Annotated in this window: 17 protein-coding genes; all 17 read right to left on the bottom strand. The window is 45.7% G+C overall.

Translation table 11 applies throughout. From position 1 onward, the window contains the following. Positions 1 to 34 precede the first annotated feature (34 nt). On the bottom strand, positions 35 to 1270 hold the full coding sequence (gene ftsA / locus DXX94_RS14935) for a cell division protein FtsA (protein WP_116001288.1): 1236 nt from the start codon (positions 1268 to 1270) through the stop codon (positions 35 to 37). A gap of 4 nt (positions 1271 to 1274) precedes the next feature. Next, positions 1275 to 2057: a cell division protein FtsQ/DivIB gene (locus DXX94_RS14930; protein WP_116017100.1), complete on the bottom strand. Its 783-nt coding sequence runs from the start codon at positions 2055 to 2057 to the stop codon at positions 1275 to 1277. A gap of 25 nt (positions 2058 to 2082) precedes the next feature. Continuing rightward, positions 2083 to 3009, bottom strand: coding sequence for a D-alanine--D-alanine ligase (locus DXX94_RS14925; RefSeq protein ID WP_116017098.1), 927 nt, complete (start codon positions 3007 to 3009; stop codon positions 2083 to 2085). Beyond that, a complete protein-coding gene (murC, locus tag DXX94_RS14920) occupies positions 3009 to 4469 on the bottom strand; it encodes a UDP-N-acetylmuramate--L-alanine ligase (RefSeq protein WP_116018567.1) in 1461 nt (486 codons plus the stop codon). Before murC ends, DXX94_RS14925 begins: the two co-directional genes overlap by 1 nt. A 31-nt stretch (positions 4470 to 4500) precedes the next feature. Further along, positions 4501 to 5607: an undecaprenyldiphospho-muramoylpentapeptide beta-N-acetylglucosaminyltransferase gene (murG, locus tag DXX94_RS14915; protein ID WP_116017096.1), complete on the bottom strand. Its 1107-nt coding sequence runs from the start codon at positions 5605 to 5607 to the stop codon at positions 4501 to 4503. Beyond that, entirely contained in the window at positions 5600 to 6859 is a 1260-nt protein-coding gene (gene ftsW / locus DXX94_RS14910) for a cell division protein FtsW (protein ID WP_181901609.1), read from the bottom strand. Before ftsW ends, murG begins: the two co-directional genes overlap by 8 nt. Positions 6860 to 6891: 32 nt before the next feature. Further along, positions 6892 to 8292, bottom strand: coding sequence for a UDP-N-acetylmuramoyl-L-alanine--D-glutamate ligase (murD, locus tag DXX94_RS14905; protein WP_116017092.1), 1401 nt, complete (start codon positions 8290 to 8292; stop codon positions 6892 to 6894). A 50-nt stretch (positions 8293 to 8342) separates the two neighbouring features. Continuing rightward, positions 8343 to 9425, bottom strand: a complete 1083-nt coding sequence (gene mraY, locus DXX94_RS14900) for a phospho-N-acetylmuramoyl-pentapeptide-transferase (protein ID WP_116017090.1) — start codon at positions 9423 to 9425, stop codon at positions 8343 to 8345. Next, complete coding sequence (gene murF / locus DXX94_RS14895; RefSeq protein ID WP_116017088.1) at positions 9425 to 10855, bottom strand: UDP-N-acetylmuramoyl-tripeptide--D-alanyl-D-alanine ligase; 1431 nt, start codon at positions 10853 to 10855, stop codon at positions 9425 to 9427. Before murF ends, mraY begins: the two co-directional genes overlap by 1 nt. Continuing rightward, positions 10852 to 12525 carry a UDP-N-acetylmuramoyl-L-alanyl-D-glutamate--2,6-diaminopimelate ligase gene (locus DXX94_RS14890; RefSeq protein WP_116017086.1) on the bottom strand — a complete coding sequence of 558 codons (1674 nt, stop codon included), beginning with the start codon at positions 12523 to 12525 and terminating at the stop codon, positions 10852 to 10854. The genes murF and DXX94_RS14890 overlap by 4 nt, the downstream gene beginning before the upstream one ends. Further along, positions 12518 to 14266: a penicillin-binding transpeptidase domain-containing protein gene (locus DXX94_RS14885; RefSeq protein WP_116017084.1), complete on the bottom strand. Its 1749-nt coding sequence runs from the start codon at positions 14264 to 14266 to the stop codon at positions 12518 to 12520. The genes DXX94_RS14890 and DXX94_RS14885 overlap by 8 nt, the downstream gene beginning before the upstream one ends. After that, complete coding sequence (gene ftsL / locus DXX94_RS14880; RefSeq protein ID WP_116017082.1) at positions 14263 to 14577, bottom strand: cell division protein FtsL; 315 nt, start codon at positions 14575 to 14577, stop codon at positions 14263 to 14265. Before ftsL ends, DXX94_RS14885 begins: the two co-directional genes overlap by 4 nt. A gap of 32 nt (positions 14578 to 14609) precedes the next feature. Beyond that, positions 14610 to 15554 (bottom strand): 16S rRNA (cytosine(1402)-N(4))-methyltransferase RsmH, encoded by a 945-nt coding sequence (gene rsmH, locus DXX94_RS14875; RefSeq protein WP_116017080.1) that lies wholly within the window; start codon positions 15552 to 15554, stop codon positions 14610 to 14612. A gap of 5 nt (positions 15555 to 15559) precedes the next feature. After that, complete coding sequence (gene mraZ, locus DXX94_RS14870) at positions 15560 to 16018, bottom strand: division/cell wall cluster transcriptional repressor MraZ (protein WP_116001310.1); 459 nt, start codon at positions 16016 to 16018, stop codon at positions 15560 to 15562. Positions 16019 to 16413: 395 nt separating this feature from the next. Further along, positions 16414 to 17502: an ABC transporter ATP-binding protein gene (locus DXX94_RS14865; protein WP_116017078.1), complete on the bottom strand. Its 1089-nt coding sequence runs from the start codon at positions 17500 to 17502 to the stop codon at positions 16414 to 16416. A gap of 87 nt (positions 17503 to 17589) precedes the next feature. Then, the gene (locus DXX94_RS14860) at positions 17590 to 19212 is read right to left on the bottom strand and encodes an ABC transporter permease (protein WP_258872184.1); all 1623 of its coding nucleotides are present in this window, start codon (positions 19210 to 19212) and stop codon (positions 17590 to 17592) included. After that, on the bottom strand, positions 19209 to 20219 hold the full coding sequence (locus DXX94_RS14855; protein ID WP_220348116.1) for a Fe(3+) ABC transporter substrate-binding protein: 1011 nt from the start codon (positions 20217 to 20219) through the stop codon (positions 19209 to 19211). The genes DXX94_RS14860 and DXX94_RS14855 overlap by 4 nt, the downstream gene beginning before the upstream one ends. Positions 20220 to 20246: the final 27 nt, after the last annotated feature.

Here is a 20246-nt window from a genome sequence, read left to right as displayed (position 1 = left end):
CAATCGTTATTCGCAATGATGCGAATAACGACAATTAAAACTCGCCTTTAAACCAGGCATGAACGCGTGACCATAAGTCGGTCACACCTTCTACATTCTTTTTTGCTTTCTCTTCGTTGCCACTTTCCTGCATGCCGTAATGCAACAAACCAACCACCGTTGAGTAGCTTGGATCGCTCACATACTCATATAAACCTTCAACAGGTAATGGCTGGGCGATACGTACTGGCATTTGGAAAACTTCTTCAGCAAACTCCACTACACCTTCCATTTTCGAGGTCCCCCCCGTAAGCACAAAGCCCGCCGCGATTTGATCGGCTAGGCCTGCTTCGCGCAGTTCTTCTTGAATTAATTCAAATAATTCGTGATATCTCGGTTCAACAACTTCTGACAAGGTATGACGCGACATGCTGCGTGCAGGTCTACCGCCAACACTTGGTACTTCAATGCTTTCTTCCATGCTAACCATTTGACGCAATGCACAGGCATACTGCACTTTGATCTCTTCTGCATGACTAAGTGGCGTTCTGAAGATTTTCGAAATATCACTAGTAACCTGATTACCCGCGACAGGGATTACAGCTGTATGACGCAGTGCGCCACCAGTAAATACCGCTAAATCCATAGTGCCAGCACCAATATCAACGACACAGATGCCTAGCTCTTTTTCATCTTCTGTCACCACCGCGTAACTTGACGCCAATGCTGAGAAAATTAGTTGATCGGCTTTAAGTTCACAGCGCTCAACACATTTAACTAAGTTCTTCGCCATGTCATTAGCGCAGGTAACAATATGCACTTTGGCTTCCATACGAACACCAGACATACCTATTGGGCTCTTGATACCATCTTGGCAGTCAATACTAAACTCTTGTGGCAGCACGTGTAACATGCGACGCTCAGCAGAAATAGGGACAGAGCGTGCCGTGTGAATCACGTTGTCGACATCTTCCTGTACTACTTCGTTGTCACTGACTGGCACCATACCGTTTTCGTTTTGACAGCTAATGTGCTTGCCAGAGATACCTAAGTAAATTGAACTAATGCGACAGTCCGCCATGAGTTCGGCTTCGTTAATGGCACGTTGAATGGATTGAATCACTAAATTCAAATCATTCACGCCGCCCTTATCCATACCACGTGATGGCTGATTACCGACCCCAACTATGCTGAGTTTGTTTTCTGGCGTTACTTCGCCAACGGCAACCGAGATTTTCGACGTACCGATATCTAGGCCAACAACTAATTTTCTTTCTGCTACTTTCGCCATCAATTTACACTCTTTGCTCTTCAGGGGCTGGCTTCCAGCCAACCGCAACACCGGTATCGTAGCGAAGGTCAATGTAATCAATCACTTCGTCTTGTTTTTGATACTGTTTAATCTGTGGATAAATATCCATAAAGCGTTGTACTCGTTGCACACGCTCTTCACGGCCTAAATTAATCTGTACGCCATCGCTTAACGTTAACTGCCAAGAAAAACGCTCTGACAGTACCAATTCGTTAATCGCCAAACTGCTATAGGCCAACAGCTTATTCAAACTGTGGTAATTCTCTAACGCCACCTGCTCACTGCCCTCAGGGCCAAAAAACGCCGGTAGCGGATGATTTACACGCTCATGTGACGCCTGAAACGCCTTACCGTATTGGTTGATAAAAAAGTCGCCATTCCAACGGGCAATCGGCGCCTGATCAACCACATAAATCTTCAATTCGTTTGGCCACTGCTTGCGCACTGACACTGAATACACCCAAGGCAATTGCGCCACACGCGCTTGTACCTGGTTAACATTCACTTTAAAAAAGTTGCCGATATTTAATGGCGCTAATGCTGTTAACACATCGCTTTCGCGGGTGTATGGCATTTCGCCCGATATCGCCACATGCGTTACTGGCGAGGTTTCGGCTGAATTAAACTTCTGACCAATAAACCAAGCCACCGACAACAAGCCAACCACGACCATCAGAAAAAACGTCAACCCCAACCAAAACGTCCAATGCACGTTTGCTTTGGTTTCGTTTTTATTAGCCAATGTTTTAGCTGATGCTCTTGCCATTAACTTTTTAAATCCTTAGTAACTGCTATTTATTTAAGCCAGCACTCTCAGCAATACGCGAGACTAATTCGCTAAAGCCAATTCCTGCTGCTTGCGCTGCTTTGGGTACCAGTGAAGTTTCTGTCATCCCTGGTACTGTATTAACTTCCAAAACTTGCCAATCACCTTGCTCATTGCGCATCACATCAACGCGTCCCCAGCCTTGGGCGTCAACTGCATCAAAGGCTTGCTTCGCCAATATTTGCAAGGCTTGCTCATCTTGCTCGGGCAAGCCACTCGGGCAGTGATATAACGTCGAATTACTTTGGTACTTTGCCTCGTAGTCATAAAACTCTCGCGGCGTCTCCATATGAATCGCTGGCAACGGGGTATCACCTAAAATCGAGACGGTATACTCTGGGCCATGAATCCAAGCTTCAACTAAAACACGATCATCAAAGCCAAACGCTTCAACCAAAGCATTTTCCAATGCCTTAGCATTAGTGACTTTTGCCATCCCAATGCTTGAGCCCTCTTTAGCCGGCTTAACCATAGCGACACCGCCTAGCTCAGCAAGTACAGCTTCACAATCAGCCATATCAAATTGCGCTTGTTGAATCACTTTAAACGGCGCAGTAGGTAGCCCTTGTGCCAGCAATACTTGCTTGGTGCGCACTTTATCCATACAAAGCGCTGAACCTAAAACACCAGAACCTGTGTAATTAAGCCCCATATACTCTAAAGCACCTTGCAGGCAACCATCTTCACCGCCACGACCATGTAAAGCGATAAACACACAATCAATATTTTTATCAGCTAATACTGAAAGCGGTACAGATTTGGTGTCAATCAATTCAACGTGATAGCCGCTTTGCACTAGGCCATTGGCAATTGCTTTACCTGAGTTCAATGACACTTCGCGCTCAGCTGATGTACCGCCATAAAGCACGGCGATATTCTTGGTCGTGGTCATTAGCCATGCTCCTTATCAGATGAAGTATTGTGCTGAAGGTTGAGTAATGGGCTAACCGCTAACGAACGAGCCACTGCGCCAATGTTGCCGGCCCCTTGAGTGATCACCATGTCATTTTCTTGTAGTTGCACGGCTAATAGCGATGGCAGCTTTTCAACATCCGATACATAAACTGGCTCTAATTGGCCACGTTGACGAATGGCACGTGCCAACGATTTGCTATCTGCGCTTGGAATACTGGCTTCGCCAGCACTGTAAACATCAAGCAGGAATAAGCTGTCGACTTCTGACAACACTTCAACAAAGTCTTCAAATAAATCACGGGTGCGCGAGTAGCGATGCGGTTGAAACACCATCACTAAACGTTTATCTGGCCAGCCATTGCGCATGGCTTTAATGGTTGCTTCCACTTCTTTGGGGTGGTGACCGTAATCATCTACTAGCACCATATCGCCTGCTTCAGTGCTGAGATCAGCAAGTTGCTCAAATCGACGGCCTATGCCGGCAAATTCACTTAATGACTTAGTGATTGCGGTTTGATTAACGCCTTCATCATGAGCAACGGCAATCGCTGCCAAGGCATTTAACACATTGTGCTCACCCGGCAGATTCAGCGTAACATCGAAATTGGTTTCGTTATTTATAACCACATTAAAGCGACTTTGACCTGCAGATTGTTCAAAATCTGTCGCGCGAATATCGGCATCTTCGCTAAAGCCATAAGTGATCACTTGACGCGCTACTTTTGGCAATAGTTCACGCACCACAGGATTATCAATGCAAAGCACAGCTATGCCGTAAAATGGCAGGTTATGCAAAAACTCTAGGTAAGTGTCTTTAAGTTTTTCGAAATCGCCGTCATAAGTTTCCATATGATCGGCGTCAATATTGGTGACCACCGCGACCATTGGTTGTAAATGCAAGAAGGAAGCATCCGATTCATCTGCTTCTGCCACTAAGTAGCGACTTGAACCTAATCTCGCATTAGTACCAGCGCTGTTAAGTAAGCCGCCAATCACAAATGTTGGGTCAAGCTCACCTTCAGCTAAAATGCTGGCGATAAGGCTCGTTGTAGTTGTTTTGCCATGAGTACCCGCAATAGCGATACCGTGGCGAAAACGCATTAGCTCGGCTAGCATCTCAGCGCGGCGTACCACGGGAATACGCTGTTCAAACGCCGCGGTGATCTCAGGGTTAGTTTTGTCTATGGCGGTAGACACGACAATCACGCTAGCGCCATTGATATTCTCTGCTTGGTGGCCAATGTGCACTTGTGCCCCTAAGGCTACCAAACGTTTGACCACAGCGTTTTCAGCGATATCAGAGCCGCTGATTTGATAACCTTCATTTAATAGCACTTCAGCGATACCGCCCATACCTGCGCCGCCTATCCCAACAAAGTGGATTTGCTTAACACGGCGCATTTCAGGCACCTTGATCAGCGTATTTGCTTTACTCATTTCACTCACAGTGCTACTTACTACTTTATTCTTATCCATAGTTGACTAACCCCTTACAAGCGTTAGCCACTTTAACTGTTGCATCAGCATGCGCGGCATCAAGCGCAGCTTTTGACATATTGCGCACCACAGTGTCTGAGCTAAACATGCTGTTGAGCATTTGCGCTAACGTGGTACCGTTAAAATCTCGTTGTGCAATTAGCTTGGCAGCACCGCGGCCAACTAAATATTCAGCATTCTTGGTTTGATGATCATCGACGGCATGAGGGAGCGGCACAAAAATCGCAGGCTTACCTGCCATGGCCAGCTCAGAAACGGTTAACGCGCCAGCACGGCAGACCACAATATCAGCCCAGTTATAAGCCTCGGCCATATTGTCGATAAACTCAGTGACTTTGGCGCGCTCACCCGTCAGCTCATTTTGCTGATAGGCTTTTTGCACTTGCTCGGCATTGCCTTTACCAGTTTGATGCCAAACATGAATATGCTGCTGTTGAATTTGTTTCATGGCCGCAGGAACCGTGTCGTTAAACACTTTTGCTCCAAGGCTACCGCCGACAACAAGCACTTTCTTACTGGTGGTTGGCTGCACTGAAACCACTTGTTCAAGCTCAACCATTTCTTTGCGCAGTGGGTTGCCGACGACATCGGCTTTAACTTTCGGCGCAAATGCCTTTGGAAAAGCGCATAACACACGCTTAGCGAGCTTTGATAAGTAACGATTGCTCATACCGGCAACGGCATTTTGCTCGTGAAGCACTAAAGGCTTACCTAATAACCAAGCGGCAACGCCGCCTGGAGCACTTGCGTAACCGCCCATGCCGAGCACAACATCAGGGTTGATACCGCGAATAACACGAATCGATTGCCAAAGTGATTGCAGCAATTTGAACGGCAGCTTAATCAGCTCTTTCCAGCCCTTATTTCTCAGGCCGGCAATATTGATAAAGGAAATGGGATAGCCGTGCTGAGGCACAATATCCGCTTCCATACGCTTTGCCGTGCCAAGCCAGTGAATATCCCAGCCTTCCGCTTCAAGCGCTTTCGCCACTGCAATACCAGGGAAGATATGACCGCCGGTACCACCCGCCATCACCAATAATTTAGGGTTTTTATTCGCGACAGAAGTGCTAGACATCAAGCGCTCCTTGTTCTGGTGTGCTCTTGCTAGAGGCTTTGCTCATCGCTTTTGGCTTGCTAGTAGATTTGCTCGCTGATTTGCGGTTTGAACTTGTCGCCTGCAATGATTGCAGCCTTAATTCATGATCGATACGCAGCAACACTACAACCGCAATAGTCATAATAATGGTTGAGCTACCACCATAACTGATCAGTGGCATAGTCAACCCTTTGGTAGGAACAATACCTGCACTGGCGCCAACGTTTACCGCTGCCTGGAAGCAGAACCAGATACCAATACCATAGGCAAAAAAGCCTTCAAAATACTTCTCTTTGTTGATCGCTTTGCGACCTAGCAGTAATGCCTTAATCACTAAAATACTACTCAATACTAAAATGGCACTAATACCAATAAAACCAAACTCTTCTGCCAGCACTGCCATCACAAAATCAGTGTGTGCTTCTGGCAAGTATTCTAATTTTTGTATGCTATTGCCCAAGCCTTGACCAAACATTTCGCCACGACCATAGGCCATTAACGACTGCGTTAATTGGTAACCACTACCAAAGGGATCTGCCCATGGGTCAAGGAAGCTGGTGACACGGCGCCAGCGATAGGGCTCAAAAATGGCGAGCAATGATAGCGCACCGACCCCAACCGTCGCAACCGCGATAAACTGCCATAATTTAGCGCCAGCTAGGAATAGTAGGCCAAAGGTAGTGACAAACATCACAATAACAGTACCTAAATCTGGCTGGAGCAATAACAACATTGCCAAAACACCGAATACAATCAATGGCTTAGCAAAGCCTTTGATGTTTTCCATCACTTCATCACGGCGACGCACTAAATAAGCAGATAAATAACAGAAAAAGAATAACTTAGCTGGCTCTGCCGCTTGAATAGTAATTGGCCCAAGTACAATCCAACGGGTTGAACCATTTACCGTACGACCTACTGCTAAAACCACTAATAAAAGCGCAATTGCCAAGAGTAATAATTTACCACTGTTTTGGTGCCACCAACTCATGGGTATTTGCAATGTAAAACCAGCAATTAACAGACTCAAGCCAATATAGATGCCATGACGAAAAACAAAGTGGAATGGGTCATTAAACAAACGTTCCGCCACTGGCATTGACGAGCTCGCCGCCATAATTAAGCCAATGGTGTACATGGTAACCATCAAAATAATGTAGGAGCGATCAAAGGTGACATTCGCGTTCGTTTCCACCTTCATCCAATTGGGCATAGACGACATGGAAGGCATGCTAAGCACTCGTAATGAGAAGTTAATCGCCATTAGCTTAACTCCTCACTTGACTTGCTGGCTACGTTAGCAACGGCCGCAGCGAAAGCATTACCGCGCTCGGCGAAGTTAGCAAACATATCAATGCTGGCACATGCTGGCGATAGCATCACCACATCTCCCGCTCTTGCTTGCTTTTTGCAGTGAGCGATCGCTTGTTCGATGGAATCGACCGCCGTGCTATTTTCCGATAACGCTAAAATTTGTTGTTGATCTTTGCCAAGAGCAAAAACATGAGCAACATGCTGGGCAATTACAGGTGCTAACGGCGTAAAATCGGCGCCTTTGCCTTCACCGCCAGCAATTAAATACAACTTTTGGTCAGCAGCTAAGCTTGGTGCTAAGCCTGCAAGTGCTGCGAGTGTTGCGCCAACATTTGTCGCTTTTGAATCATTAATCCAGCGAATACCATCTTCACTTGCAACTGGCTGACAGCGGTGCGCTAAGCCTCGATAAGACTTAATCGCTTGCAACATTTTCACCATTTCCCAACCCAGCTGCTCGCCGATGGCAAGTGCAGCTAAACAGTTAGCAGCATTGTGCAAACCCGCAATTGGTAATTCCGCTGCAGCTATCAAAGGCTGTTCACCTTTGGCTAGATAAGCTTGGCCTTGATGACTGATAACACCAAAGTGCTTTTCTAGATCACTATGAGCAGGTGCGCTACTAATCGGCATGGATTGGCTAAATGAACAAGCATTTATATCTGTAGTTGGCAGCGTTGCGCTATCTTCCGCGTTAAATACCGCAAACTCAGCACCGTGATAAATGCGCTGTTTAAGCTCAGTGTAAATCGCCATAGTTTTGTGGCGATCTAAATGATCATCACTAAGGTTTAAGACACTCGCCACTAGTGGCTTTAAGCTGCTGATGGTTTCCAATTGAAAACTTGAGAGCTCAAGAATTAACAACTCAGGAGATTCATTGATGGTATCAAGCACTGGTACGCCAACATTACCACCAAGTTGGGTATCAACACCTAGCTTTTGGCCAATGTGATGCAGCAGATTAACCACAGTTGATTTGCCATTGGAGCCAGTAACCGCAACACAAGCTGTATCTTTTAGGCGAGCGTAAAGCTCAACATCACCCCATACCTGTGCCGAGGCACTAATATTTTCAGCAATTTCAGGTAAGGTGATATCAACACCTGGGCTGACGAGTAGAATATCAGCTTGAGCGATAACTTCGCGATGCCATTGTCCAATGTAGAGCTGACATTCCGGGTAATTAACGGCAAATTCAGCAAAGGCCGGATGCTGCGCACGGCTGTCGTTAACTGCGCAGCTTAGCCCGTTGTTCGTTAAGAAACGAACAAACGACATGCCAGTCAGGCCAAGGCCTAACACGACAATGCGCTTATCTGCTAGCTGTGTTAACGATATAGATGACATCTGGTTACTTTGCTCTTTGCTCTTTGCTCTTATTAATTAAAACCTGTTCGCTATCTCAGTTTTAAGGTGGCTAAACCAACCAAAACTAAGACGATGGAAATAATCCAGAAACGCACAATCACGCGCGGCTCTGGCCAACCTTTTAATTCATAGTGATGATGAATGGGCGCCATTCGGAAAATACGCTGACCACGCAGCTTGTATGACCCTACTTGCAAGATCACAGAAACGGTTTCCATCACAAACACACCGCCCATAATCACCAGCACAAGTTCTTGACGCACAAGTACCGCAATAACGCCTAATACCGCACCAAGGGCTAATGAGCCAACATCGCCCATAAAGACTTGTGCTGGATAGGTGTTGAACCACAAGAAGCCAAGGCCAGCGCCAACAATGGCAGTACAAACCACCACTAATTCGCTGGTTTGCGGAATGTAAGGGATGTTTAGGTACTCAGAAAAATTCACGTTGCCGGTAACGTACGCGAATACCGCAAAGGCACCGGCAACCATAATAGTAGGTACTATCGCGAGGCCATCTAAACCATCGGTTAAATTCACAGCATTACTGGTACCGACAATAACGAAATACGCCATGGCGATATAAAGTAGGCCTAATTGCGGCATCACATCTTTAATAAATGGCACGAGTAACGCTGTTTCTTCTGGTGACTGCGCTTGCGCATACAAAAATATTGCGGTACCTAAGCCAACAACGGTTTGCCAGAAGTACTTCCAACGGGCAATCAAGCCGTTTGAGTCTTTGCGAATCACCTTGCGGTAATCATCAACAAAACCAATGGCACCAAATGAAGCGACAACAAATAACGTGGTCAAAACATAGGTATTCGATAAGTCGCCCCATAGCAGCACACTGGCGATGATTGACGCCAAAATCAAAATACCGCCCATGGTAGGCGTACCTGATTTTGACAAATGGCTTTGCGGACCATCGTCACGTACAGTTTGGCCAATTTGCATACGCTGCAAGGCGCGAATTAATTTAGGGCCAAAATACAGAGAAATTCCCAAGGCCGTTAGGGTGCTAACAATGGCCCTAAAGGTCAGATAGGAAAAAACATTAAATCCAGAAAAATATTGGGTGAGGTACTCGCCTAACCAATACAACATTACGAGTGCTCCTCAGCGGCGCGAGGTTTGCGCCAATTTATAATCTCATTTACCACGTGCTCCATATGAGCACTGCGCGAGCCTTTCACTAAAATAGAAATCGCGCGTTCTTCGTTAGCCAATTGCTGCTTAAGCGATGTCAACAATTGCTCTTTCGAGCTAAAATGCTGACCATTATCACCAAAGGCATCAGCCGTACTTTGGCTTAACACGCCAAGTGTTAATAAAGTGTCTATTCCTTGTGTTTTGGCATGCTCTCCTACTTCTTGATGATAACTTCTGGCATCACTGCCAAGCTCTGCCATATCCCCTAAAATCAACACACGGTAGCCTGGATAACTGGCTAGCAACTCTGTTGCAGCTTTGATTGATTCCACGTTAGCGTTGTAAGTGTCGTCGATGAGCTTACAGTTATCATCTAGCTGATAAAGGTTTAAACGTCCTTTAACCGGCGACATTTCCGCTAGCCCGAGTTTGATGTCATCTAGGCTGGCACCACATTCAATGGCGATAGCAGCTGCAGCAACCGCGTTACAGACATTGTGTTTACCAGGTATTGTCAGTTCAATGTAGGTGCTACCAATGTGCGTGTGTAACTTGAAGTTAGCGCAGCCATTGTCGTCAAGGGTGACATTAGCGCTGTAACAATCTGCAGCTTGTTCAGCTTTGATTATTTCATTATCGCCTTTCTCATCTGCACTCTCTTTGCAAGAAAAACGACGCACTTTTTTATCGGTTAAACGCCATTTCCATTTATCTGCCCATTTTGAGTCTTGGTTGTAAACAGCCACGCCACCTTCAGGAATACCTTCGAAGATTTCCCCTTTTGCGCGAGCAACACCGCATAAATCGCCAAAGCCTTCTAAATGTGCGGCCGCAATGTTATTGATGATAGCTACATCAGGCTTAACCAAGTTAGTGGTATAGGCAATTTCACCAATGTGATTGGCGCCCATTTCAATAACAGCAAAATCATGTTCGTGGCCTAAACGCAGCAACGTCAGCGGTACGCCAATGTCATTGTTAAAATTGCCACTAGTGGCTAGCACATTTCCTAGACGCGATAAAATTGCAGCAACCATTTCTTTGACTGTGGTTTTGCCGCTACTGCCGGTAATACCAACAGTTTTTGGCGCTGTTTGTGCTTTGACGTAAGCACCAATTTTTCCCAGCGCAATACGGGTATCAGCCACCACCACTTGTGGTAATCTTGTTTCAACTTGATGATCAACAATTACTGCCAAACCGCCTAACTCAGCAACTTGGCTCACAAACTTATGACCGTCAAAATTAGGGCCTTTGAGCGCTAGAAAAACTTGCTCTGCTGCTAATGCGCGGCTGTCAGTGCTTATCGCAGAAATCGTAATATCAGCACCAATTAGTTTGCCACCTGTGGCATTCGCAATCTCAGATAAGGTTAATGGGATCATGAGTGCTCTCCTGTCAGATATAGAGTTTCGACCAGAGCACGTTCACTGTATTCAATGATTTGGCCTGCTATTTCAATGGTATTCTCATGCCCTTTTCCCGCTAACAGTACAATGTCATTTGGTTTGGCGTGAGCAAGTGTAGAGCGAACGGCTTGTTGACGGTCGAGCATGACGGTGATTTTTTCCGCATGCTTACAGCCCGTTAAAATGTCGTTAGCGATCAGTTCAGGAGCTTCGCTGCGCGGGTTATCGTTAGTGACCACAACATGATCAGCAAATTGCTCAGCAGCTTGCCCCATTTGTGGACGCTTACCTTGATCGCGATCGCCACCACAACCAAACACAACCCAAAGCTCGCCTTGGCAATGATGACGACAAGCTTGCAACGCATTGGCCAATGCATCTGGCGTGTGAGCATAGTCAACCACGGCGACTGGTTTGTCTTTTTGAGAGAATGCTTCCATACGTCCTTGGCTAGGCAACAACGTAGGAATGTAGGCAACAATGGCTTCAAGTGAAATATTTAGCGCTAATAAACTGGCAATAGCAGCTAGTAAGTTATCAATATTAAATTCGCCTAATAGCTTGCTCTCAACTTTGGCGCTTGTTTTTTCTGTGACCGCGATAAAGCTCACCCCGCTGGGTGAAAGCACAATATCCTGTGCGCGTACAAAGCGCTGATGCTGAGTAACAGCATCACTTTTACCAAAGGCAATACTTTGCTGTTTTAATTGCGCAAGCCAAGCTTGACCGTATTCATCATCACCATTAACGACCGCAATTTGAGCACTGGTTTCACTAGCAGCGCAGGCAAAGATACTAAACTTGGCTTTGGCATAGTCCGCCATGGTTTGGTGATAATCCAAATGGTCGCGGCTTAAATTGGTAAACACAGCGACACTAAGTTGTTCAGCAGCAATACGACCTTGATCTAGTGCGTGCGAAGAAACTTCCATCGCCACATGCGTAACCGACTGCTCGGCAAAGCTCGCTAAAATCTGATTCAGCTCCGTCGCACCCGGCGTTGTATTGGCAATTGGGGTTAGCGCTGGCAAGATACCAGCGCCTGTTGTACCTATCACAGCAGCTTTAGCTGCTATGCTCTTACCATCTTTTTCACCATAGCTATCGCCATAGTTATCACTTTGCTGATAAGCATCTTGCTGGCAAAGATTGAGTAAGCTGGCGATCATTTGGCTGGTACTCGTTTTACCGTTAGTGCCAGTAATACCAATTAGACTCAACTTATCTTGTGGGTATCGATAGTAGCTCGCCGCTAATTTAAATAGACGTTGATTTAGCTGATAAAACTGCACAATTGTGACGTTTTCACGGCGTAGCTGATTACCATGTTGCTGTGCCTGTTGGCATTCAGCTATCACTAAACTCGCTCCTGCCGCAATTGCTTGGTCGATATAATTGCGACCATCACTCGCAGTACCTATAACAGCACAGAACACATCACCTTGATTAACTTGACGGCTGTTATTGACAAGCTGAGCTGTCTCTAAAGGTGCAATGTTGATATCAAACTGAGCCAAGGTTTCGGCAATAGAGAATCCTGCAAGAGTCGTTGGCGCAAGCTGGCTACGAGAAGCTGGGGTTTGAGTAGCTTGGCTTTGAGCATCTGTTTTTTGAGCACTTGGGCTTTGGACAATAGTGTTAGGCATTACTATCCCCCTTGCGCTCAGCGCTTTTCACCACGCGTTGACTGTTCGATGATGTGCCAGGCGCTATATTTAACACCTGCAAGGTGCCTTTCATTACCCGTGAAAACACAGGCGCGGCAACATCACCACCGTGATATAAATCGCCACCTGGCTCATTAATCACAACAACCACGACCACTTCAGGGTTATCAATCGGTGCCATGCCCGCGAACAAGCCAACATAGTCATTACCATAACCGCCCGCAATAGCTTTAATACTGGTACCGGTTTTACCACCAACACGATAACCTTCTACTTTTGCTTTCTTAGCACCATTTTCCACCACGCCTTCAAGCATTGAGCGCAAATCTGCCGTTAATCGATTTGAGAAAATGCGCTCGCCTCTGGCTGGTGTATCTTGCTTTAATATCGTCAGCGGAATTTTAGTACCGCCATTGGCGATCGTGGCGTATAAGCGCGTTAGTTGCAGTGGGCTAATTGCCAAGGCATAACCAAAAGATAAGGTCGCTAATTCAAACTGAGACCAACGGCTGCGATCATGCATCATGCCGCTGGTTTCACCGATTAGCCCAGTGCCAGTTTGCTCGCCAAAACCTACTTCAAAAAACTTATCCAGTAGAAATTCCTTCGGCATTGAAAGCACCAATTTAGCCGTGCCCATATTGGATGAGTGGATCAAAATTTCTTCCATGGTGAGATCACCACGATTAATTGGGTCGCTAACACGGCGGCCACCAAGACGCATCCAACCTGGATGAGTATCAACAATCGTACTTGCCTCTGCGACACCAAATTCCATTGCAGTTAGCAATGAAAGTGGCTTCATGGTTGAACCTGGCTCAAACATGTCAGTGATCGCACGATTGCGCATCTTGTGCACTGGCGTGTTAGCACGGTTGTTTGGGTTAAACGATGGAGAGTTGACCATGGCAAGAACTTCACCAGTATGTACATCCGCAACAATTACAGAACCCGAGGTTGCCTTAAACGCAGAAACCGCGCCTTTGAGTTCGCGGTATGCTAGGGTTTGAATACGTTGGTCAATACTGAGCACCACATCTTTAGGCGGCTGCGCCTCTTCCACCGAGAGAATTTCAATTTTCCGCCCTTTGGCATCTTTGCGGAATTTCTTCTCGCCGCCAACACCGGTTAGCATAGTGTTGTAAACCCGCTCTATACCTTCGATACCTTTGTCATCGACATTGGTAAAGCCGACCACGTGAGCACTAATCTCACCCGATGGGTAAAAACGTTTAGATTCTTTGCGTAGGTGAATGCCGGGGATTTTTAACTCTTTAATGTAGTTTGCCATCACTGGCGACACTTGGCGCTCAACATAAACAAAGCGTTTGTTTGGGTTGCGCACGATACGACTGGTTAGTTTGTTAACGTCTTGATCTAACACATCTGCCAATGCTTGCCAGTGTTCACTCATGGCTAACGCATTGTTATCCATCACAACTTTCGGATCTGCCCAAACAGTTTCAACCGGCACACTGACCGCCAGTTCACGGCCATTGCGATCGAGTACAGAGCCACGTTGAACTTCACTGGCCGCGGTTCTTAACGAGCGCATATCCCCTTGCTTTTTCAACATGTCAGGTTCAAACACTTGAATATAAGCCGCGCGAGCCATTAGCGCTAAATAGATGGCTACCACCACCGCCAGCACAACGTAAAAGCGCCAAGCAACGGTGCTCGGTTTTTGATTAGCTTTATTGCGTTTTACCTTAGCTGTCATGGTATGGTTAACACTACTTCCGAATTTGCGTCTGGTCGTCGCATATCTAGCATTTTTGCTGCTTTGCGCTCAATCACGCTATGCTCTGCCAAACTATTCTGTTCTATTAATAAATTGCGCCATTCGATGTCTAATTCATCGCGCTCGGTCAACAACACTTCCAATTCACTGGTGGTTTGTCGATTAACGTGGGTGAAATAAATCACCGCAAAAGCTGACAAAACTACTGCAACCAGCAATACATAGGTAAACAGGTGTTGCTGAATATCGTGATAAATATCAACAACTAATGCAGATTTCTTAGTCGCCATTAGCTATTTGCTTACCTTAGTTCAATAGCTGCTCAGCTGTCTGCTAGGCGCTCTGCAACTCGCAACACTGAGCTACGAGCTCTAACGTTACGTTCAATTTCTGCCTTACTTGGTTTGGTTTTACGACCTACCAAGCTAAGTTTTTTCCCTTTTTGTAATTCTGCCTCACTCACTGGCAATCCTCTTGGCACTTGCTTTCCTTGCGAGTGCTTGCGCATAAACTGTTTTACTAACCTGTCTTCCAATGAATGGAAGCTGATCACCACTAATCGACCACCGGGCTTTAACACGTTAAGCGACGCTGCAAGTGCTTGTTCTATTTGGTCAAGCTCTGAATTGATGTACATGCGGATCGCTTGAAAGCTTCGCGTTGCTGGATGCTTTTTAATTTCGCGCTGTGGTGCAACCGTTTGAATAAGCTTGGCCAACTGACCAGTGCGAGTTAGCGGGTTTTCTTCACGACTGTCGACAATGGCATTAGCAATTCGCCATGCATGCTTTTCTTCGCCAAAGGTTTTTAAAACCCAACTTAAGTCTTCAACATCAACACGTGCTAACCACTGGGCAGCTGTTTCGCCACGCGTGGTATCCATACGCATATCAAGCGGGCCGTCATTCATAAAGCTAAAGCCACGCTCAGCTTCATCTAACTGCGGTGAAGAAACACCTAAGTCAAATAAGATGCCATCAACTTGACCTATCACCTCTCGGCGCTCAGCAATACTCTGCAATTCAGCAAAGCCAAAATGTTCTATCGAAAAACGATCGTCGTCGCCGTACTGCTTTGCTGCCTGAATAGCAGTCGGATCGCGATCAATAGCAATAAGCTCACCGTTATCGGCTAATTGGGAAAGAATTTGTCCCGAGTGACCGCCTCGACCAAAAGTACAGTCGATGTATCGGCCATTTGGATCAATGGCGAGTGCTTCGATTGCTTCATCAAGCAATACGGATATGTGTGAACTTTGCTCGGGCATTTTCGTTATAGTGTCAAATCAAGTAATCTTTCAGTTAATTCGATTTCGCCTGCTTGGATTTGGCTAATGCCTTGCTGCATTCGCTGTTGCCAAGCCGATTCACTCCAAATCTCAAATTTCTTTAGCTGGCCAACCAACATCACGTTCTTTTCTAATGCAGCGTGTTGGCATAACGGGCCATTGATCAAAAGGCGACCACTTTTATCCATTTCACAATCGGCGGCATTGCCAAGTAATACTTGTTGAAATAGTCGCTCGCTTCGGTCCATTGAGGACAAAGCGCAGAGTTTTAATTCAATTTCTTCCCATTCAGGAAGCGGGTAAAGCAACAAACAAGCTTGTTGAACATCAACCGTGCACACCATCTTGCCCTGACAATCAGCAATAAGCTCCTCGCGATACCGAGTTGGTATCGTGATGCGTTTTTTGCTGTCGAGCGTAATTGCGCTGGTGCCTCTAAACACGTTTGCCTCTAACTAGCTATGCTTTTAACTATTCGTTATGACATAACTCTGTTTGTTTTCAGAGAATCTTATCCTTGAGCTGAGCCACGTTTTTGCAACTTAACTCCCTAAGGATCCACGATTCCCCACTTTTTCCCACATTTATACAGTTTAGAGACTTGAGCAAACCTATGTCAAGCAAAGAATAGGTTATTTGATCTTGCTATAAGCCAGAAAAATTAAGCGATAGAGCGAAGTTGATGATTCTGTGGAGTTTTGTGGATCGCCATCCCAAATAATTGCGTGTTTAATGAAAATCTGAAGATAAATTGCACTACTGAGGATATAAACAGGAGATAATAACCTCAGTAGTGGGGCGTATATTATTAACGTTAAAATAGGTGGCGTTAAAACTGCTAACAACTAAAAACTAAGTAGGGGTGAGGTTTTATACTCACGTTTAACTTTTCTTGCAGGGCAAACGCCTGCTCTGAATAGATCCCCAACTGGCTAATCGCCAAAGGGGTTGATTGATCAATGCTTTGTAAGTGATAGTGAAAGCCATGCTCAGCAACGCTAATATGAACTACTTCCATATTCGCTTCTTCAGCACGAGTGAAAGCGATTTGATTCGGTTTAACTAGCAGCTGGTGAATATCGCCGCTTGCAGTACCTTCACTACCCTGTACTTGTGCATGTTCATATTCGTGCTCGCCCAATGCACTCGTTAAGCACTTTCCATTGACTTGACATGGCAACCAGCTACCTAATTGGAGAAAATCGGCAACGTGATAATTTGCGGGCGCTTGGCAGATTTCAGCTGGGCTGCCAAATTGTAATATTTCCCCCTGTGCCATCACCGCCATTTTATCGGCAAAGGTAAACACTTCATCCTTGTTGTGGGTGACAAAGATCGCGGTGATCTTTAATTGTTTGAACAATTGACGTAGCTCTAACATCAATGATTGGCGAAGGCGTGCATCAATATTAGAAAACGGCTCATCTAGCAGCAATAACTTAGGCTGTGGGGCAATCGCTCTGGCAATGGCAACCCGTTGCTGTTGTCCGCCCGATAGTTCGTGTGGGTAACGCTGATTAAAACCGGTTAGTGCTAACAGTTCGAGCATCTGGTTAACGCGCTCATGCTGCTCAGATTTGGGCAGTTTACTTATCCCAAAGGCAATATTTTGTTCGACCGTTAAATGTGGGAATAAAGCATAGTCTTGAAAAATCATGCCGACTTGGCGCTTTTCCGGCGCCAACATATTTTTCGGGTTAATAGCGGCTTTACCCGCGATAGTGATGTCGCCACCTTGTTGAGCAATAAAACCGGCAATCGTGTTGAGCAAGGTGGTTTTACCACACCCACTTGGGCCAACTAAACCAAGGATCTCACCAGCATGCAATTCAAACTCAATATCTTGCAATATGGCTTGTCCTGCAAGGGTTACATCTAGCTGGCTCACAGTTAAAAGTTCAGCGCTTACGTGATTAAGTTGTGACATCAAATTCTAATTTCTTTCTAAAGTAACAATATTAGTCATGCATTAAAGTAATCGAATAACTAACTAATAGGCTAACTATTAAACGGACTAATGCTTATTTTTGTTAAGCCAAATGATCGGTATTAAGCCAAACAATACAATAAAAATTGCACCTATTGCCCCTTGCTCCAAACGTTCATCTGAAATGAGCTGATAAATAAAGGTGCTTAAGGTCTCAAAATTAAAAGGTCTGAGCAGAAGCACCGCTGGCAGCTCTTTCATCGCCTCAACAAAAACCAATAGCCAGGCAACAAATACTGAACTTTTTAAAATTGGTAGGTGCACTGTTCGGATCGTCGCCAATAAACCTACACCCAAACTTGCCGGTGCCTTATCAATTGAATGTGGAATTTTGCCAATACCAGCGCTTATTGTGCCGTTGGCAATAGCAGCAAAACGGACAACAAAGGCAAAAATAATCGCAAAGGTTGTGCCGGATAAAATCAAACCAGGCTTCGACCAATCTAACCATGCAGCAGTATCATTGAGCCAATGATCTATCGGGCCAAATGTCGCCATTAGCGCCATCGCAAGCACAGTACCGGGCACAGCATAGCCAAATCCAGAAATTTGTAGTGGCAAATGATTTACCGATTTTGGGTAAAAGCGATGAAACAACGCCAACAGCAAAGATAAAGCAACGGCAGCGGTTGCCGCATAAGCTGAGATTTTCAACGTTTCCCAGCCAATTTCTGCAAGCTGACCTAGTTGCTCTAGCTGAGCGTAATCAATTGCCATGGCGATCAGCAAACCAAAAGGCAATGCAAAACCTAATATGACTAACAACCAACAAAAGACAAGCCCCATCACCTGCTGCCCAAACGATAGAGCCAATTTATCGTCGGAAAAGTTCGGGCGATTCGATTGATGCCTTTGCCCTGCTCGGCTTTTTTGCTCGGCAACCACAGTAAATAACACAAAAAGTAGTAAAACACTCGCCAGAGCATTAGCCGCGGCCATATCACCGTAGCCAAGCCAAGTGTCATAAATAGCGGTGGTTAAGGTATTAACCGCAAAATACTGCACCGTAGCAAAATCAGCGATGGTTTCCATCATCACTAAGGTGACAGCGACCATGATTGCAGGTCGAGCCAAAGGTAGGGCAATTTTTAACATTGCCTGACGTGCTGATAACCCTAACGTACGCCCTGCTCTGAGTAAGCTAGTATCTTGTTGTTCCAGCGCAGTACGAGTCAGCATATAAACGTACGGATACAATACCAGCGCTAAGACAACCGCAGCACCTTCAAGCGTGCGTAAATCGAAAAACCAATATTCTGTTGGCGATTGCCAGCCAAAACTTGCTCTTAACAGGCGCTGTACAGGGCCCGCGTAGTCAAATAAGTCAGTATAAAGATAGGCAACCAAATAGGCAGGCATAGCAAGTGGCAGTAACAGGGCCCAACGCAGCCACATTGCACTTACTAATTGTGTTTGGCTAATGAGGAAGGCACTTGGCACACCAAATAGCAATACCAACAGCGATACGTAAAACGTCAGTAATAAGGTATTGCTGATATAGGTGGGTAATACGGTTTGCCAAAGGTGAGAAAAAAGCTCACCAAAATTCCCTATGCTGGTAAACAGCATAACGAGCACTGGCGCTAATAGCGCCAGTGCAATTAGCCAACTAAGCGTTAGCCAAGAAGTGTTACGTTGACCAAATATCACAAATCAAATTTTGCTTGATCAAGTAATTTTAATGCAGCTTTACGGTGGCTGGCGATCGTTTCTAGCGGCAAGTCATCAGCTTTGAAGTCGCCCCATGAAGCAACTAACGCAGATTTTTTCACACCCGCACGTACCGGATACTCCATATTAGTTTCCGCGTACATTTGCTGTGCTTTGTCCGACGCTAAAAATTCAAGTAAAGCTTTTGCAGCCTCTTTGTGTGGCGCGTATTTCGCAACGCCAACACCTGAAATATTTACGTGAGCACCGCGATTTACCTGGTTAGGGAAGTTAATGTTTACAGCATCTGCCCATACTTTTTGCTTGTCGTCATTTAGCATCTTGCCAAAGTAGTAGCTGTTACCTAACGACACATCACATAAACCTTGGTGAATGGCTTGCACTTGACCGCGATCATTACCTTGTGGCTTACGCGCTAAGTTTTTCTTTACACCTTCTAGCCATTCTAACGTTTTCGCTTCACCGTGTTCAGCAATCATTGAAGAAACCAGCGCGACATTGTATGGGTGCTTACCGCTGCGCGTACAAATTTTACCGCGGTATTTTTCATCGGCTAGGTCTTCGTAGCTAATCGCCATATCACCTAAACGTTTAGCCGTATAGATATTGCGAACACGCGTGGTCAAACCAAACCAAGAATTATCATCTGCTTGATATTGGCTTGGAATTGCCGCTTCTAATACGTCAGAGTTAACAGCTTGCAATAAACCTTTTTCTTGCAACTCAATTAAACGACTAATATCGGTAGTAAGCAGCACGTCTGCTGGGCTGTGCTCGCCTTCACGAGCTAAACGCTCTGCCATACCTTTTTTTGCGAATACAACATTCACTTTAATGCCCGACTGCTTGGTAAACTCGTTAAACAAAGGCTCGACTAAGAATGGCTGACGGTATGAATATACGTTAACTTCGTCTGCCGATGCGCTAAATACAGGAGCGACAAGTGTTGCGGCGAACGCCGTTAAACCGATAATTTTTTTGATCATATTAAGCCTATGCAAGGTTATAAGTAT

The organism is Thalassotalea euphylliae (genome assembly GCF_003390375.1).
Classification (GTDB): domain Bacteria; phylum Pseudomonadota; class Gammaproteobacteria; order Enterobacterales; family Alteromonadaceae; genus Thalassotalea_F; species Thalassotalea_F euphylliae_A.
The sequence above is the reverse complement of the archived record's forward strand: the minus strand, read 5'-3'. Positions and strand labels throughout refer to the sequence as shown.